The organism is Streptomyces sp. NPDC043176, from assembly GCF_056436715.1.
On sequence record NZ_JBWKCA010000007.1, the window covers coordinates 194092 to 212943 of the forward strand.

An 18852-nucleotide genomic window follows, 5' to 3' on the forward strand; every position below is an offset into this window, starting at 1 on the left:
GGACGGGCGCCGATCAGCGTGGCGCGGCTGCCGGCTCCGACCCCGGCTCCGGTTCCGACCCCGGTTCCGAGGGCGCGATGTCCCTCAGGCTTCGCAGCGTGCCGTCGGGATTCCGTACAGCCGTGTCCAGGAACGCGGCGAAGGACGCGCCCCAACTCTCCACGGTCGGGCCGGTGAAGAGGTCCGTGGAGTACTCGAAGGTGACGGTGAGCCCGCCGTCCACGGACTCCACGACGACGTAGAGCTCGTTGCGGGCCACATCCCTGGTCGGCAGCCCCCGCACCTCCGTCGACACCGACGACATCTCGAGCACGGGTGGCGGAGCGGTGACCACGGTGAACAGCACGGTGGGGAACAGCTCCTCCGGCCCCTGGTCGGAGACCAGGCGGACGACGTCCATCAGCGGCAGGTCCTGGTGGTCCAGCACGGTGAACAGCGTCGCGCCGAGTCGCCGGACCAGCCCGGCGAAGGTCTCGTCGCCGTCGATCCGGGCCCGCAGCAGGACCGAGTCGCCCACCAGGCCCACGACGTCCTCGCGCTCCGGCCGCGCACGGTTCGCACTGGACACCGGGAGCACGATGTCGCCGAGCGCACCGCTGAGCCCCGACAGCCAGGTCGAGAAGGCCGCCACCAGCACGGTGTACGGGGTCACGCCGAGCCGTGCGGCCGTCGCCGCGACCTCGGCGGAGGTGGCGTCGGCGAGGGGCAGGGAACACAGGCCGCCCCGGCCCGACAGAACCGCCGGCCGCGGCCTGTCGTACGGGAGGGCGGGACGCAGCGGTACGCCGTCGAGCTCGGCTCGCCAGAACCGTTCGAGCTCCGCCCGGCGACCGCCGTCCAGCGCGTGCTCGGCGCGGGCGAAATCGGTGAACTGGGCGGCCGGCGCCGGAAGACCGGCCTCACCGCCCTTCCGCCGCGCGTTGTACAGCTCCGCCAGCTCGTGCCAGATGATCCCCATGGACCAGCCGTCGCAGATCGCGTGGTGCAGGACGGTGACCAGCACCCAGCGGTCCGCGCCGAGGCGGGCCAGACGGAAGCGGAAGAGAGGCGCGCGGTCCAGCGCGACGACCTCGGCCGCCTGCTCCCGGCACCACGCGTCGACGTCCACGTGAAGGGCGTCGGACCCCGGTGCCGCGGGCAACTCCGTGATCGGCAGTTCCACGGGCACCTCGTCCAGGATCTCGACGACGTGCGACCCGTCCTCGCGCCGCACGGCGCGGCTGCGCAGTGCGTGATGGCGCCCCACCAGGTCCCGCAGGGCCCCGGCCAGGGCCATCGTGTCCAGGTCGCCGCTCAGATCGATGCGGTGGGCGACGTTGTAGACACTCGGGTCGGAATGCGTGTGGTGGCGCAGCCACAGCCGGCGCAGGGTGGACGGCATCGGTGCGCTGTCCACCACGCGGCCGCCGCCGGCGGGGTGCGCGGGGGCGACGGCCGCGCAGCGGGCCGCGAGCCCCCGGACGGTCGGATCCAGGAAGAAGTCGGCCATGGAGACGGGCACGTCCACCAGTTCCCGCACGCGGTTCAGCAGCCGGATGGCGCTCAGGGAGTGGCCACCGAGCTGGAAGAAGGACACGGTCACGGGCACGTGGGCCACGTCGAGCACCTCGCACCACAGGTCGTGCAGGGACTGCTCCAGGGCGGTGGCGGGCCGCACGGTGTCCTCCCGCTCACTCACCTCCGCCGGGGGTTCGGGCAGGGCGGCGCGGTCCAGTTTCCCGGAGAGGTTCACCGGCAGCCGCTCCAGGAACACCCACCGGCGTGGCACCAGATGGTCGGGGACCACGGCGGCAAGGGCGGTGCGCAGGGTGTCGGTACCGCTCGCCGGGTCGGCGGGAACCACGTAGGCGACGACCTCCGTCTCGCCGTGCCGGTCGAGGCGCGGCACGACCGCCGCGGACCGGATCCCCGGCAGCGCGGTCAGCGCCGCCTGGATCTCGCCGGGCTCGACCCGGTACCCCCGGATCTTGACCTGGTCGTCGGCCCGCCCGCAGAACTGGAGCGTGCCGTCCGTACGCCAGCGGCCGAGGTCGCCGGTCCGGTACAGCATGCCGGGCACACCGGCCGGCGCACCGTCGCGGAAGGCCGCGGCGGTCTCCTCGGGACGACCGTGGTAGCCGAGCGCCACGGGAACACCGCCCACATGGATCTCACCGACGGCCCCCGCCGGGACCATCCGTCCGGCCGCGTCGAGCAGCAGGACGCGGGCGCCCGGCACCGGTGAGCCGATCGGCGGCCACTGCCCGCCCTCGGGGTCGACCCGGTGAGAGGTCGTGATCACCGAGGCCTCCGTGGGCCCGTACTGGTTGAACAGCGCGCACCCGGGGTGCGCGGTGAGGAAGCGGCGGAACGCGCCGGTGAGCTGGAGCGCTTCGCCCGCCGAGAACAGCTCGCGCAGAGCGGGAAGCTCCGGACCGGTCTCCATCAGGTACTTCAACGGAGTGCAGGGCATGAACAGACGCTCCACACCGTGGCGGCGCACCGCCTCGGCGACGGCCTCCGGGTCGTGCCGCACCGCGTCGTCGATGAGGACGAGGGCGGCGCCCGAGGCCAGCGTGGTGAAGATCTCCTGGACGCTCACGTCGAAGGCGGGCGAGGTCCACTGCAGGGTGCGCAGCCCGGGATGGTTCTCCAGGTGTCGCAGCACCAGGTTCACCGGACCGCGATGGGGCACCAGCACGCCCTTGGGGCGGCCGGTCGAACCGGAGGTGTGGATGCAGTACGCGGCGTCCTCCGGACCCGCCCCGGGCCGAGGCGTCCCCTCCGCACGGTCGTCCGCGAGGCCGTCCGTGCCGTCGTCCGCCGTCTCGACGGCCTCCATGAGAAGAACGGGCAGGTGCTCCGCCAGCTGCTCGTGGGCGGCCAGCGCCGTGTGGTCGGTCACCAGCAGGACGGGAGCGCCGTCGTCGAGAAGACCGGCCAGCCGGGCGGTCGGCACCGCCGGATCGAGGGGCAGATAGGCGGCCCCGCTCTTGAGCACGCCCAGGAGCGCGGTGATCAATCGCGGACCACGCGGCAGCAGCACCGCCACGCGCTCCCCGCGACCGGAGCCCCGCCTGCGCAACTGCCGGGCCAGCCGGTTCGCGCGGCGGTCCAGTTCCCCGTACCCCACCCGCTCCTCGTCGCCGATCAGGGCGACGGCGTCCGGGGTGCGCAGCGCCTGACGCTCGAAGAGCCCGTGCAGCGTGTCCGCCACCGCGGGCAGCGGCTCGTCGAGGCGCCCGAGGCGGTTCAGGTGCGCACGGTCGGTGCCGGTGAGCGCGGTCAGCTCGCCGAGAGGCGCTCCGGGGGAGTCGAGCGCGCCCCGCAGCACGTGCTCCACGTACTCCACGAAGCGGTGCACGGTGTCCGCGTCGAACAGGACCGAGTCGTACTCGACCATGAAGCGGACGCCGTCGCGGTGGTGTGTCAGATAGACGCTCAGATCGAACGGGGCGCGGGCGCTCGGCACGTCGAGCAGCTCGGCCGTCAGCCGGGGCGGGTCGAAGTCCACGTCGGAGGCCTGCTCGTACTCGACCATCACGTCGAAGAGCGGGTTGCGGCCGGGGCTGCGCTCCGGAGCGAGAGCGGCCACCAGCTCGTCGAAGGGCACGTCACGGTGCTCGTACGCCGCCGTGCTGGTCGCGCGCACCCGGCTGAGGAGCGCGCCGAAGTCCGGGTCGCCGGTGAGGTCGAGCCGTAGCGGCACGGTGTCGAGGAACACGCCCACATGGTCCTCAGTGCCGGGCTGCCGGGCGGAGACCGCGGTGCCCACGACCACGTCGCGCTGACCGCTGAACCGGCCGAGCACCGCGCCGATCGCGCTGGTCAGCACCATGAAGAGAGTGGCCCGGTGGCTCGCCGCGAACGAGCGCAGCCGACCCGTGAGTTCGGCGTCCAGGCCATGGGTGAGGCAGGCTCCCGCGCCCGACCTGACCGCCGGCCGGGGCCGGTCGGTGGGCAGGGACAGCTCCTGCGCTCCGTCCAGGGCCCCGCGCCAGAAGTCCAGCGACGCGGCCCGGTCGCCGACCCCGGCTTGTGGCGGCGCGGGCAGCGCGGACAGCGCGGGCAGGGCCGGATCTCCCTGTGCCCCCGCGCGGTAGAAGGCGGCCAGGTCGCGGACGAGCACGGCCGTGGAAGAGGAGTCGAAAACGATGTGATGGGCCATCAGGAACAGCAGGTGCCGCTCCCGGGCCAGCCGCAGCAGCCGCGCGGTGACCAGCGGGCCGTCGGCCAGGTCGAGCGGCTTCCGCCCCGCGTGCAGCAGAGCGGCCCGCAGGGCCTCCTCCTCCGTCTCGCCCGAATGGTCGTCGACGGGGAGGTCCACCGGCCCCGCCTCCCGCACCTCCTGGTAGGGCACCCCCTGGTGGTCGCCGAACACCGTGCGCAGGGCCGGGTGGCGCTCCGCCACCCGGCGCAGCGCGGTCCGCAGCGCTCCCACGTCCAGCGGTCCGTCGAGCCGGACGGCCTTGGGCTCGTGGTACATGGCGGTGCCGGGGTACAGCTGCTCCACGAGCCAGATGCGGCGCTGCACGGGGGTCAGGGGAGTGCGTGCCGGAGCGGCCGCGGGCCGCCGTTCGGCGTGCCCTGCGGACAGCTCGAAGGGCCCGGCAGTACCGCCGGAGGGTTCGGCAGGCTCCTCGGTCCGGGTACGGCGCCGCACGCGGTCGAGGACGGGCAGGCCGGCCAGGACCTTCTCCTTGGCCACGCCGAAGTCCACGAAGCAGGCGATCTCGTCGGCCCCTGCGTCCACCAGCCGCCGCACGGTGGCGGCGGCGGTGTGCTCGTCGCCGATCAGGGCGCGGGACGCGCAGTACCGGTCGTAGGCGCGCCCGAGCAGGAAGTCCACGTCGTCGTCGGTGGAGTTCGCCAGGTCCACCTGGACGCCGAGACTGTTGGTCACCTGGTCGAACAGCGACAGCGAGGAACGCAGGTACGCGAGGAAGGGCCGGTACGCCTCCGCCCTCGCACGCTCGCCGTCCTCGTCCAGATAGGTGTGCGCGAGCACCACTACCCGGCCGGCCGCGGGGTCGAGCCCGTGCTCGGCCCGCGTACGGCGGTACAGCGCGATGTTCTCGGCGAGCTGCTCGACGGTCTGCGCCATCAGGTTGGTGACCACGCCCAGGCCTTCGGCGGCCGCCCGGCGGTAGCTGTCCGGGTTGCCCACCACGGCGACGTACAGGGGCAGCTGTTCCTGGACCGGGCTCGGGTGCAGCCGGATCTCGACGGGCTTGCCGTCACCCCCGGTGGTCTCCAGCCGCTGTCCCGACCACAGCTGCCGTACGGTGCGCAGCTGCTCGTACATCACCTCGCGGTGCCGTCCGAAGTGCTGGGGCGCGAGCGCGAAGTCGGTGGCGTGCCATCCGCTCGCCACGCACAGCCCCGCCCGGCCGCCGGAGATGTTGTCGACGACCGACCACTCCTCGGCCACCCGGATGGCGTTGTGCAGCGGCAGCACCACGGAGCCCGCGTTCAGCCGGATGCGGCTCGTGCGCGCGGCGAGGGCCGCCGCCAGCACGGAGGGATTGGGGAAGAGCGCGCCGAAGGAGTCGAAGTGCCGCTCCGGGAACCACAGGGAGTGGAACCCGTTGCGGTCGGCGAACTCCGACGCCTCCATGATCAGCGCGTACTTGTCGCGCGCGGCCTCCTCGGGATAGTCCCCGAAGAAGTAGAGGCTGAAGTCGCAGCCGGGGGAGGGGGCGACGGGCTGGACAGGCGCCGGGGCCGTCCTCGGTGTCGCGATCGGCGCCGATGCCCGGGCGAGGACCGCGGGCGTCGGCGGGACATGAACCGCCGGTGTCGGGAGCGGGGTTGATGCCGGGGCCGGGGCCGCGGGCGCCTGCGTGGGGACGACGGCCGCCGGAGCCGGTGCCGGAGCCGGTGCCGACGTGGAGGGCGAGGGCGAGGGCGAGGCCGAGAGGAGGGCGAGCTGCCCGCTGATCAGCCCACCGACCTGGTCCACGAGCTGTCGAGCCACCCCGAGCTGTTGCGTGAACAAATCGTGCAGCTCGCCCGATACCCGAGGCGCACCCGGTACCCCAAGTGCCCCCGATGCCCCAGGGGCGGCCGATATCCCAGGAACGGCCGATACCCCAGAGGCACGCGCCACCCCAGGAGACCCCGCTTCCCCGGGAACAGGGGAAGTCGGCTCTGCGTCCGAGTCCGTGACCCGCGCGGCGACCGGGGAGCCCTCGGGGGCCTCCGGAGCCGCTCCGGCCCGCACCGCGCCGCCACCCAGCTCCACCAGCCGTTCGGCAAGCCTGCGCGGCGTGTCCGCGGTGTCGAACAGCTCCCGCACCGGGACGCGTACGCCGTAGTGCTGGTCGAGCTCCGCCGTCAGCCCCATCAGGGACAGGGAGTCCGCGCCCAGCTCGAAGAACGAGCTGTCAGGCAGCACCTCTTCCGGCTCGTGGCCCAGTTTGCGGGCGGTCAGCTCGCACACGGAGCCGAGCAGTGCGTCCGGCGCCGAGGAGGCCACGGGTGCGGGGGAGGGCTGGGGCGATGTCATGGACACCTCGGTAGGGAGAGGCGGTTCCGGTACCGGGGAGGGACCGGGCGGGGCCGGGGGCCGCGGTGTCCGGTCGACGGGCTCGCCGAACGGTATGGGGCGCCGGCGCAGCGGATGGCCCGGCAGCGGGACGCGGCTCCCCTGGGGAGCGAGTGCACGCCAGTCCAGCTCGGCACCCCTGCGGTACAGGGTGCCGAGCGAGGTGAGCAGGCCGTGGACCTGGGGCTCAGGCGTGTCGCCCACGCCCTGCCCGGGCACCCAGCGGCTCGCCGGGACGCAGTGCCGGCCGACACCGGCGAGGGTGGCGCCGGCCCCGATCTCGACGAAGTCGGTACAGCCCCGCGCGGCGGCCGCGGCCATGGCCAGGTCGAATCGGACCGGCTGCTCGGCGTGCCGGCGGAGGTGGTCCGGGTCGGCGACCCACCCGGGGGCGCGCATCTCGCCGTCGGCCGTGGTCACCAGCGGGATCTCCAGCGGGCGGTACACCGCCTTGTCCGCGTGGCGCCGGAACTCCTCCAGCATCGGTTCCATCGCGGGCGAGTGGAACGCCCGGTCCACGGGCAGGGCCTTCCAGCGCACCCCCTCGGCGTCGAGCAGCCCGGCGGCCCCTGCGAGCACCTCGGACGGGCCGGCGAGGACGAACGCCCGGGGCCCGTTGACCGCGGCCACCACGGCGCCGGTGGTCCGGGCCACCCGCTCGGCGGTGGCCGCGTCGGTCCGGACGGCGAGCATGCCGCCGGGCGGACACTCCGTCCGCATCAGGCGCCCACGCGCCACGGTGAGCCGCAGACCGTCCTCCAGGGACAGGCCGCCGGCCGCGTACAGCGCCGCGTACTCGCCGATGCTGTGGCCGAGGAGCAGCGCGGGACGGACACCGGCGGCACGCCACACGTCGGCGAGCGCCGCCTGGTGGGTGAAGAGGGCCGCCTGGGCCGTCTCCGTGGGCCAGACCGTGTCGGCCGTGCCCCCCGCGCTGTCGTCGGCGTCCGTCGGGGCCGCCGGGTCGAGAAGCAGCGCCAGCAGGTCGCCGCCCCCCTCCTCCGAGAAGAGCCGCGCACACCGGTCGAGCGTGCGCCGGGCCGCCGGGTACGCCCGGTACAGGCCCGCGGCCATGCCGCGGCGCGCGCTGCCCTGACCGGAGAAGGCGAAGGCGACCGGCCCGAGGGGCGCGGCCGGCGCGGCCGGCGGCTCGCCGAGGGAACGCGCCAGCTCCTCGGCGTCCCGACCGACGGCCGTGGTGCGCGCGCCCCGGTGCGGCCGGCCCAGCGCCAGGGTGACCGCCACGTCCGCGGCCCGCTCCCCGGGATGCCGCCGCAGGTGGTCGCGCACGCGTCCGGCGTACTCCGGCAGTGCTGCGGCGTCGCGGGCTGACAGGGGGACCAGCACCGGCAGTTCGGACGCGGCGGCGGGCCCGGACCCGGGCCCCATGGCTGCCGGGTACTCCTCCAGCACGACGTGCGCGTTGGTGCCGCCGACACCGAGCGCGCTGACACCGGCCCTGCGCGGCACGCCGTCCGGGACCGTCCACGGCCGCAGCTCGGTGGCCAGGGTCAGCGGACCGCCCGCCAACTCCAGCTCGGGGTTGGGGCGGCTCAGGTGCGGAGTGGGCACCAGGGTGCGGTGTCGCAGCATGAGCACCGTCTTGATCAGCCCGGCCATGCCGGCGCAGCTGTCGAGGTGCCCGATGGCCGGCTTCACCGAGCCGACCGCGCAGAATCCCGTACGCCGGGTGGACTCGCCGAGGGCGCGGCCGAGCGCCCGCAGCTCCACCGGATCGCCGAGCCGGGTACCGGTGCCGTGCGCCTCGACGTACGAGATCGTCTCCGCGGGCACGTCCGCCCTGCGCAGGGCCTGGCGCACCACCTCGGCCTGGCCCGCGACGCCCGGCGCGCTGAAACCGACCTTGTCCGCACCGTCGTTGTTGACGGCCGAGCCCAGGATCACGGCGTGCACGGTGTCACCGTCGGCCAGGGCCCGGTCGAGCCGCTTGAGCAGCACGGCGGCCACACCGTTGCCGCCCACCGTGCCGTCGGCCGCCGCGTCGAAGGCCCGCAGTCGTCCGGTCGGCGACAGGATCGACCCCGGCTCGCTGACGTAGCCCGACTCCTGCGGCAGATGGACGGCCGCGGCTCCGGCCAGCGCCAGGTCCGTCTCACCGCTCAGCAGCGCCTGGACCGCGAGGTGTACGGCGACCAGCGACGTGGAGCAGGCCGTCTGCACGCCGATGGCGGGGCCCGTCAGGCCGAGGCGGTACGCGACGCGGGTGGCGAGGAAGTCCGGCTGCCGGCCGACGGACCGCTGGATGGCGAGCCCCGGCTCCGCCCCGCCGGCCGGCTCGCGCCCCGGGTGCCCGGGGCCGTCCGCCGACTGCTGCTGGTGGTCGTAGAGGTTCATGCCTGAGCCCGCGAACACGCCGATGCGCGTGCCGGGGGAGGCGGACTCGTAGCCGCCGCTCTCCAGAGCCTGGTGGCAGCACTCCAGGAAGAGGCGGTGCGCCGGGTGAGTGAGGCCGGCTTCCCTGGGACTGATGCCGAAGAAGTCCGGGTCGAACCCGTCGACACCGTCGATGACCCCGCCCACGGGTACGTGTCCGGGGGAGCGTTCCCCGCCCGCTGCCGCGCGTTCCGAGTCGCCGAAGACCCGGATGCTGTCCACGCCGTCGCGAAGATTCGCCCAGAACGCCTCCGGCGAGTCCGCGCCCGGGAACCTCAGCGACATCCCGACGACGGCGATCCGCCGCTCGGCGCCGTCCGCCGACCCGCCGGCGGGATCGAGGTCCGGGGCGGCGGTCACGGCAGGACCTGCCGTCGGAGTGACGGACTCCGCGAGGTGCGCGGCGAGCGCGGCGGCCGTGGGGTGCTCGAAGAACACCGTCTGGGCGATGTCGACACCGAGCCGCTCCGCCAGCCGGGCGCGCAGCCGCACGAGGCGCACCGAGGTCAGGCCCAGCTCGTAGAACGGGACCTTCACGTCCACCGTCGGGCCTTCGAGTACCGCGCCCAACTCCTCCCGCACCGCGCGGGCGACGGTGTCCGCGAAGGCGGTGGAGGACGGGGGAGCCGTGGCCGCGGTCGGCGCCTCGGGGGCGGCCGCCGCGTCGAGGGTCCCGGCGATGAGCCGGTCGCGCAGCTCCGCGCGGCGAATCTTCCCAGCCGGGGTGCGGGGGAACTCCCCGGCCGGTACGGGCAGGACGTGGGTCGCGGTCAGCCGGAGGCGGGTGAACAGCGCGGCACGCACGGCGGCCGCGATCCGCACGTCCTCGCGGGCGCCGCGGCTGACGAAGAGGACGGCCAGTTCGTCGGTGCCCCGCGCGCGGTCCGGGACGCCGACGGCGGCCACCTCGCCCTGGCGAACGCCGTCGACGGTGGTGGCGACCTCCTCCACCTCGTGGCAGTGGACGTTGTGTCCGTTGATGATGACGAGGTCCTTGCGGCGGCCGGTGATCACGACCTGACCCTCGGCGAGGAACGCCAGGTCACCGGTGTCGAGCCAGTCCCGGCCCGCCGGATAGGCCGCCGCGTCCGCCTCCGGGTTGTTGACGTAGCCGGGCGTCAGACGCGCGGCCGAGCGCACCTGGAGCCGGCCGATCCTGCCGTCGGGCACGAGGACGTCGTGGTCGTCGACGACGCGCAGGGTCACGCCGTGCGCGGGCGCGCCCGCCGCGACGAAGGTGACGCGGTCCTCCTCCGGCGTCCGCGGACCGGCCGCCACCGGGTCGCCGCTCAGGCTGCTCTTCAGCAGGCGGTGCACCGTGCCCGGCCGGTCAAGCCGCCCGTACGTGACCGCCGTGACCGTCTCGGCCATGCCCCAGGCCGGAACGATGTGCCCCTCGCGTATCCCGTACGGGGCCGTCGCGTCGAGGAAGCGCTCCATCACGGGCAGGACGATCTGTTCGCCTCCGCAGACCAGGGTCTTCAGGCCGCCGAGGTCCCAGCGCCGCGCCGCGGGGCCCTCCGGTCGGCGGGCGAGCGCGTCCACGACGAGCTGGTAGGCAAAGGTCGGAGCCCAGCCGTGCCGCGCGCCGTGCTCGTCCATGAGGTCGAGCCAGCGCAGCGGGTCCGCCAGCACGTACTCCGTCGGCGCGTGCACGTTGGTGCAGCCCGTGAAGACCGCGAGCAGGTGGTACAGGAGGAAGGCGCCGCTGTGGTCGACCGGCAGCCAGTTCACCGTGGTGTCGTCGGGGCGCACGTCCAGGACACGGCGGCTGCTCGCCGCGAAGTCCGCGAGACCGGCGTGGGTCAGACGCGCGGCCTTGGGCACCCCCGTGCTGCCGGAGGAGAGCATCAGCAGCGCGGTGTCGGATCCGTCCGGCTCGAAGTGGTCCTCGGCGGGCGCCGCGGACAGGCCGTCCCGCGCGAGCAGCGTGCGCAGCGAGGGCGCGGACCGCGCGAGCGCCGCCGCGCCGGCCTCGTCCGTGAGGACCAGGGGGCCGTCGAGCAGTTCGTGCGCCTGGAGCAGCCGGTCCAGGGCCGGGGAACCCGCCACGGGACGCTCGGCGAGGGCCGCGGGGAGTACGCCGCCCAGCACGCACGCCCAGAAGGCGGGGAAGAACTCGGCCAGCGGCAGCCCGCACAGCACGACCGTGTCGCCGCGGCGCACCCCTTGCTCCCGCAGCGCGCCGAGCAGGCGCCGTGCCGTGTCGAGGAGTTCGGCGTACGACCGGCCGGACGTCCGACCGTCGGAATCAAGCGTGACCAGGGATCCCGGGGCGGACCGGGCGGCGCGCAGTAACGCCTGTACGGCGTCGCGCGGATCGTCCTCCGACCTCTCGAGCTCAGGTCCTTGACAGAGTGCTCGGCCCGGTGGGCGTTTCATGTGCTCCTCGCTCGATTTCGGAAGGGTGCGGACGGCGTTCGTCGGGGCGCGCGGCGCGACGCCGGCGGGTCGAGACGTACAGCGACGTCAGCAGGGCCAGGGCGCCGCAGACGGCGACGCCGTGGAAGGCGCTCACGACGACGGGGGCGGGGAACGACTCCAGAGCCACGGCGGTGGCGATCGTGCCGAGCGCGAAGCCGGACTGCTCGGCCGCGGCCGACAGGCCGAAGAGCCGGCTGCGCAGCGGCTCGGCGGCGGCCTGGAGGCGTGAGGCGTAGACGATCTCGGTCCAGCCGTCCGCGAACCCCGCCGACGCGGCCGCCGCCACCACGAGGGCCGCGGGCAGCCCCCAGAACGCCGCCGCGAACGACAGCGCCATGGCGCAGGTGCCGAGGGCGAACGCCCGCTCCCCCCAGGCCGCCTCGCTCCTCCTGCGGCGGAGCACCAGGTGCGCGAGGAACGTCCCCACCGCCCACGTGGCCCAGAAGCGGGTCATGAACAGCGCGGCTTCGTCGGGATGCGCGTCGTGCGCGACCACGGGCAGGGCGACGTTGTGCGAGGAGGACGCGAAGGCGTCGATCCCTCTGAGCACGATCATCATGACGAGCAGGCCGGACAACGGCGCGGCTGCCCGCCGCCATCGGCGCGCGGGCTTCCTCGGCAGCCCCGCGCCCACCGGGTCCGTGGCAGGCTCCTGCGCGCCCGCGCCCGCAGCCGAGCCCGCATCCGCGCCCCCAGCCGCATCCGCGCCCGCGCCCGTCGCCCGGGTCTCCGTGCCCGGGTGCTCCGTACCGGACGAGTGCTCCGTACCGGACGCCGGCTTCGCGGTCACGGCGACCGCCGCAGGTCCGGAGTCCTGCCCGTCCTCGTCCTCGCCCCGGGCAGCCCGTCGCAGTGCCAGCAGCGCCGCCGCGGACACGGCGAAGCCGGCGGCGTTGCAGGCGAAGGCGAGCGGATAGCCGCCGAAGGCGATGACGGGAGCGGCGGAGGCGAAGCCCACCACGGTGGCCAGCGAACGTCCCATCACCAGCGAGCCGTTGGCCCGGGCGCGGGACGCCCCGCCGACCAGGGCGGGGATCCAGCTGCGCAGGGCCACGGTGGAGAACGTGTTGCCCGCGCCGAGGACGGCGACAGCCGCGGCCAGCACCCACGTCGAGGTACGTCCACCGCCGAGTGCCAGGACGACCATGGCGGTGCCCCGGGCGACGTCCGCACCGATCATCACGGTCCGGTGGTCGACGCGGGCGAGCAGCGTGCTTGCCACGAACCCCGCCACGAAGCCGCAGAAGAGCCGCAGCGCCATCATGGCGCCCACGCCGAAGGCCGTGCCGGTGACCGCGTACGAGAACAGCCCCAGCGCGATCAGGCTCAGGTAGTTGCCGCACGCCGAGACGGCGTAGGCGGAGGCGAGGAGGCGGAACCGCAGGCCCAGGGCCTCCGGCCGCCGGGCGGCGGACGCGTCTGCCGGGCGTGCGCGACGCGCACGTCCTGTGCCGTACATGGGAGTCACTCCGATCTGGTTCCGCCTCGGGCCGCCGCGGCACAGGCGCCGAGCGTTCCGCCGGTCTCGTTCGGCGCTCCTCACCCCCACCGTTCGTCCCGCCGGTCCTTGCCGCGAGGAGACGAGGTCCACGCAGGGGACGACCGTCCGGAGTGCGAACGTCCAGGCCGTGCCAGTGGATCATCTGATCGTCGGCTGACGTGTGTCAATGCATGATCGTCGGCAGACGGCCGACGCGATTGCGTACAAGTGACGCCAAGGGAACCGGGGGGATGGACCTGCCCGAGCTCTTCGATTTCCGGGGAAAGGCGCCCACAACGGCCGGCGGAAGCGTGCCGCGCGGGCCCTCGCGACCGAAGGGCCGCGAGGCGGCTCCCCACGGCGGGGTGGCGCGGTGAGTGACCTGTGCGCACATACCCTGACCTGGGCGGAAGTGGATCCTTCCCGGCACCCGTTCGAGCTGGGCGGTGGCGCTGCGGAAGCGTCGGCGGGTCTCCGTCGCTCTTCTGCCGACCGGCCCGAGGCAGGCGAAGTGCGCCGCCGACGCGCGCTGGACGTCCGTCACCGAATTTTTCGGGACGGCGACGCCCGTGACGCGTCCCGTGTCGCTCCTCCCATCGTGGTGACCCGCTCCGGAGAGGGCATCGACCCCGGGGAGGAGGAGGCCCGGGAAACACGGTCGTTGGTGGACCCGCGCTCCACCAAAGGCGCGGAGGCGGTGCCGAGTGTGGGGTGGGGAGTCCGGCGTTCCTCCATCAGCGGATGACGGGGGGACGGGCGGTCCCGAGGATCGGTGGTTGTTCGGCTGAGGAGGCCGAGTGCATCCCAGGCCCTTGGGGGAGAAGTGAACGAGTACGCAGCACCCCGTCGCATATCCGTCTTCGACACCACGCTCCGCGACGGTGAACAAGCGCCGGGCAACGCGATGAACCCGGAGCAGAAGCTCGAACTGGCCCAGCTGATCGCGGGGTTGGGGGTCGACACCATCGAGGCGGGCTTTCCCGCCTCCTCGCCCAGCGACTTCGAGGCGACCCGCCTGATCGCGCGGCACCTGACCGGAACGAAGTTCGCCACGTTCTCGCGCACGACGCGCCGGGACGTCGAGATCGCCGTCGAGGCCGGCGGCGTCGACAACCACCAGGTGCAGATGGTGGCCACCGGCAGCCAGATCCACCTGTCGCACAAGCGGGGCATCACCCGGCAGGCGGCGGTCCGGGAGGTGGTGGACACGGTGAGGTTCGCCGTCTCGCTGGGCGTCACCGACATCGCCGTCGGCATCGAGGACGCCAGCCGTGGCGAGGACGACCTCCTGCGCGCGCTGACCGAGGCGGCCGTGGACGCCGGAGCGACCTGCATCATCCTGGCCGACACGACGGGATGCCACACGCCCGAGGAGTTCGGCGCCCTCATCGGCAAGATCCGGCGGTGGGCGCCGCCGCCCGTCAAGGTCTCCACGCACTGCCACAACGACTTCGGCCTCGCCACCGCCAACACGCTGGCCGGCCTCGCGGCCGGCGCGGACGAGATCCAGGTCGCCCTCGGCGGCATCGGCGAGCGGGCCGGCAACACCTCGCTGGAGGAGGTCGCCGCCGTCCTCGCGTACAAGACCGAGCTGCTCGGGATGACCACCGGTGTCCGCCTGGAGGCCATGTACGCCGCGTACAACCGGCTGCGCGAGATCATCCGGCTGGAGGAGCCCCGCAACAAGCCGATCTTCGGCAAGTACGTCTTCGGTACCGCCGCCGGCATCCACCAGCAGGGCATGCTCAGCGACCCGAGCACCTACGAGTACGTCGAGCCCGCGCGGTTCGGCCGCGAACGCTCCCTGCTCATCGGGCGCCACTCCGGACGTACCGTGCTGCGCCACCTGATCGAGCAGCTCGACGCGGACGTCGACGAGGCCGGGCTCGACGAGTTGTACCGCGTGCACATCGCCGAGCGGGAGCAGGGCGACTGCGAGGACCTGTCGGTCGTACGCGAGCGGCTCGCGAGGGAGCTCGGCACGCGCCTGGCGGTGGCAGCGGCGCGATGAGGTATTCGTATCTGGGCCCGGAGGGCACCTTCACGGAGTCCGCCGTCCGGCGGCTCGCGCCCTCCGCCCGGCAGACCGTTCCCTTCCCCACCGTCCCGGCGGCGGTGGAGGCCCTGCGCTCCGGCAGGTTCGCCAGGGCGGTGGTGCCGCTGGAGAACTCCGTCAGCGGCGTGGTGCCGCCCACGCTCGGGGAACTCGTCGCACACGCCGGACGGCTCAGAATCGACGCCCAGGTGGCGATCGGGGTCACCTTCGCCCTGATGGCGGGCGAGGGGACCAGGCTGTCCGACGTGCGGCGGGTGGTGAGCCATCCGCACGCCCTCGGCCAGTGCCGGGAATGGGTGGAGCGGCACCTGCCGCACGCGGAGACGGTCGTCGCCGACTCCACCGCGGCGGCCGCCGTCGCCCTGGCGGAGGGCGGGTCGGCCACCGACGCCGCGATCGCCGCCCCCGAAACGGCCGCACGCTACGGACTGGACGTGCTGGCCCACGACATCGGCACCCGCCGCGACGCCACGACGCGATTCGTGTCCCTGCGCCGCAGCGGCCCCGACGGGCCGCCCACCGGCCAGGACCGCACCGCGTTCCTGATCACCTCCGACCGCTCGGATCCCGGCGTGCTCACCGGCGTGCTCGGCGAGCTGAGCCGGCGGCAGGTGTCCATCGCCTGGATCCAGTCCTGGCCCCGGCAGACCGCCCGGGGCCGCTACCACTTCCTGGTCGAGGTCGACCGGCACCTCGCGCACCCGGGACTGGCGGAGGCCGTCGAGGCGATGCGCCGGGGCGTCGACTCGCTGACCCTGCTGGGTAGTTATCCGTACATCGTCGACCGTCAGGTCAAGGGGGAGAAGGCAGCCGCATGAGTGCGACGCGCATCGCTGTGATCGGCAGCGGGCCCAGGGGAATGATGGTGCTCGAGCGGCTCGCCGCCCGGCTCGGGGAACACCCGGGCCCCCTGGACGTCCGCATCTTCCTGGTCGACGCCGTGGAGCCGGGGGCCGGCCAGGTCTACCGGACCGACCAGCCCGACTGGTTCCTGATGAACACCGTGGCGGGCCAGTGCTCCGCGTACTCGGGCGAGCCCGACGGCGGCCCGGCCCGCGCCGGAGCCGGCCCGTCGTTCGGCCAGTGGTGGGAGTCCGTCGGCGACTACCCCGGCCCGGACGCTTACGCGCCACGCGGCCAGTACGGCAGGTACCTGCGCTCGGTGCTCAGCGCGGTGACGGAGTCCCTGCCCCCCGGCGTACGGCTCCGGAGCATCAAGGAGCGCGTGGAGGAGGTCGCGCGACTCGACGGCCGGTACCGGATCGCCCTGTCGGGCGGCGAGCGACTGGACGTCGACCGGGTCGTCCTGGCCACCGGGCACTCCCGGCACCGGCTCACCGGACGGGAGGGCGACCTCGCCGACCTCGCCCGGCAGCACCCGGGACTCCGCTACATCCAGGGCGAGTCGGCGGCCGACATGCCCCTGCACGAGATCGCGCCGGGCTCCGCCGTCGGCGTGATCGGTCTCGGTCTGTCCTTCTACGACGTGATGGCGGACCTCACCATCGGCCGGGGCGGCCGGTTCGCCCCGGGCGAGGACGGCACGCTCGTCTACCACCCCAGCGGCCAGGAGCCGGTGATCGTGGCCGGATCGCGCAGCGGGATGCCGCTGCCGGCCCGCGGCCGCAACCAGAAGCCGCCGCAGTACTCCTACCGTCCGGTGCTGTTCACGCCGGGGCGGATCCGGGCCCACCAGCCGCGCGGCCCGCTCGACTTCACCCGCCACGTCCTTCCGTGGCTGAAGGCCGAGATCGAGCTCGTGTACTACGGCACGGTCCTGCGCCGCGACTTCGGCGGCGAGGCGGCCGACCGGTTCGTCGCCCAGGTGGAGACCGACGCCGAGCAGGGCGTGCCCTCCGTGGAGGCCATCGCCGCACGGCTGGGGCCGCCGGACGTGCCGCCGATCGACATCGACGCGCTCGCCCGGCCGTTCGCGCACCGCGCCTTCGCCGGCCCGGAGGACTTCGGGCGCGCGCTCCGCGAGGAGATCGAGCGGGATCTCGCGCACGCCACCGAGGGCAACGTCGACTCCCCGCTCAAGGCCGCGCTCGACGTCATGCGCGACACCCGCTGGGTCCTGCGCGAGCTGGTCGACTTCTCAGGGCTGACCGGGCGCTCGCAGAAGGAGGACTTCCTCGGCTGGTACGTGCCCAGGGCTTCATTCCTCGCCGCGGGCCCGCCCATGGAGCGCCTCCAGCAGGTGCTCGCCCTGCTCGACCGGGGGCTGCTGCGCATCGTCGGGCCGCGGACCCGCTTCGACGGCGATCCGGCCGAGGGCGTGTACGTGGTGTCCTCGGCACAGGTCCCCGGCTCGGCCGTTCCGGTGACGACGCTGGTCGACGCGCGGATCCCCAGTCCCGACCTGCGCAGCGACCTCAGCCCGCTGACCGCGAGGCTGCGCGAGTCCGGCGCGTGGACGAGCTACGTCAACCACAGCGGCGACGCCGGTTACGACACCGGCGGCGTCGCCGTCACCAAGAGCCCGTTTCATCCCGTGGCCGACGACGGCGGCATCGACGAGGACATGTACGTGCTCGGCATCCCCACCGAGCACACCAGGTGGTTCATGCAGGTGGGCAGCAGCCGGCCGGGCATGTGGAGCGACTTCGTCCACGACGCCGACGCCATCGCCGCGCACGCGCTGCGCCCCGTGTCCCGGGTCGACGCGTCCCGGACGCAGACGCCCGAGCTGGTCGGCACGGGCGGGGAGACGGCGGGCGAGCGGTCGCCCGAGAGGAAGGTGGGATGAGCATGCGTGTCGCACAGCGGTTCTCCGGCGTCGAGCGGTCCGCGACCGTCGCCCTGCTGGAGACGGTCCAGCGGCTGCGCGGGGAAGGCGTCGAGGTGCTCGACCTCAGCGGCGGCGAACCGGACTTCCCCACGCCGGAGCCCGTGGTCGCGGCGGCCGTCTCGGCACTGGAGGGCGGGGACACCCACTACACACCGAGCCGGGGCGTTCCCGAGCTGCTGCGCGCCGTGGCCGACAAGCTGGCCGTCGAGAACGGCGTCCACGTGGATCCGGCCACCGGCATCATCGTCACCCCGTCGGGCAAGCAGGCGCTTTTCACCGCGCTGATGACCGTGCTCGACCCGGGTGACGAGGTCATCGTGCCCACCCCGGCGTGGGTCAGCTACCCGGCGATGGCGGGCCTGATCGGGGCCCGAGCGGTGACGGCCGAACTCGGCGCGGAGGACGGGTTCAGGCTGTCCCGGCGGGTCCTCGAGGGCCTGGTGACGGAGCGTACGAGGGCGCTGGTCGTCAACACGCCGGCCAACCCGACGGGGCACGTGCTGGACCGGGAGGAGGCCGAGGAGATCGTCGCGTTCGCGGTCGAGCACGACCTCGTGCTCATCGTCGACGAGATCTACGAGAAGATCGTCTACGACGGTCGCGCGCACCTCAGCCTGGCGAGCCTGCCCGGTGCGGCGGAGCGGACCCTCACGGTCAACGGCTTCTCCAAGGCGTACGCGATGACGGGCTGGCGGCTCGGCTATCTGGCGGGGCCCGAACCGCTGATCTCCCAGGCCCTCAAGGTCCAGGAGCACACGGTGAGCTGTGCCGCGTCGTTCGTCCAGCGCGGCGGGGTGGCGGCGCTGACCCGGACGACCGACGACGTGGCGGCGATGCTCAAGGAGTACACCGTGCGCCGGGAGATCACGGTCTCCGCGCTGAACGCGCTGCCGGGTGTCACCTGTGCCTACCCCGAGGGCGCGTTCTACGCGTTCGCCGACATCCGGGGGACGGGGCTGTCGTCGGCCGCCTTCGCGAAGCGGCTGCTCGACGAGGCCGCGGTCACCGTGGCCCCGGGTTCGGCCTTCGGGCCGGGCGGGGAGGGATACGTCCGGCTGTCGTTCGCGGCGTCCCGCGAGGTGCTGCAGGGCGCCGGCGAGCGGCTGTCACGGCTGGCCGCCCAGTGGGCGGGGAACTGACGCGAGACCAGACGGACGCCGGGAGGCCGGCGGCCCCAGCGG

At 74.0% G+C, this 18852-nt stretch carries 6 protein-coding genes; 4 read left to right on the top strand and 2 right to left on the bottom strand.

Annotated elements, in window-relative coordinates; all coding sequences use genetic code 11:
• Positions 1 to 13: 13 nt before the first annotated feature.
• Entirely contained in the window at positions 14 to 11302 is an 11289-nt protein-coding gene (locus AC067A_RS14330; RefSeq protein ID WP_478619233.1) for an amino acid adenylation domain-containing protein, read from the bottom strand.
• Positions 11262 to 12803, bottom strand: coding sequence for an MFS transporter (locus AC067A_RS14335; protein ID WP_478619236.1), 1542 nt, complete (start codon positions 12801 to 12803; stop codon positions 11262 to 11264). The genes AC067A_RS14330 and AC067A_RS14335 overlap by 41 nt, the downstream gene beginning before the upstream one ends.
• Positions 12804 to 13647: 844 nt before the next feature.
• On the opposite strand from AC067A_RS14335, the gene AC067A_RS14340 reads away from it, so the two are divergent.
• Genes AC067A_RS14340 through AC067A_RS14355 form a run of 4 tightly spaced genes read left to right on the top strand, consistent with a single transcriptional unit; the run spans position 13648 to position 18810 of the window.
• The gene (locus AC067A_RS14340; RefSeq protein ID WP_478619238.1) at positions 13648 to 14835 is read left to right on the top strand and encodes a LeuA family protein; all 1188 of its coding nucleotides are present in this window, start codon (positions 13648 to 13650) and stop codon (positions 14833 to 14835) included.
• Positions 14832 to 15698: a prephenate dehydratase gene (pheA, locus tag AC067A_RS14345; RefSeq protein ID WP_478619240.1), complete on the top strand. Its 867-nt coding sequence runs from the start codon at positions 14832 to 14834 to the stop codon at positions 15696 to 15698. The genes AC067A_RS14340 and pheA overlap by 4 nt, the downstream gene beginning before the upstream one ends.
• Positions 15695 to 17629: an FAD/NAD(P)-binding protein gene (locus AC067A_RS14350; protein ID WP_478619243.1), complete on the top strand. Its 1935-nt coding sequence runs from the start codon at positions 15695 to 15697 to the stop codon at positions 17627 to 17629. The genes pheA and AC067A_RS14350 overlap by 4 nt, the downstream gene beginning before the upstream one ends.
• Positions 17626 to 18810: a pyridoxal phosphate-dependent aminotransferase gene (locus AC067A_RS14355; RefSeq protein WP_478619245.1), complete on the top strand. Its 1185-nt coding sequence runs from the start codon at positions 17626 to 17628 to the stop codon at positions 18808 to 18810. Before AC067A_RS14350 ends, AC067A_RS14355 begins: the two co-directional genes overlap by 4 nt.
• Positions 18811 to 18852: the final 42 nt, after the last annotated feature.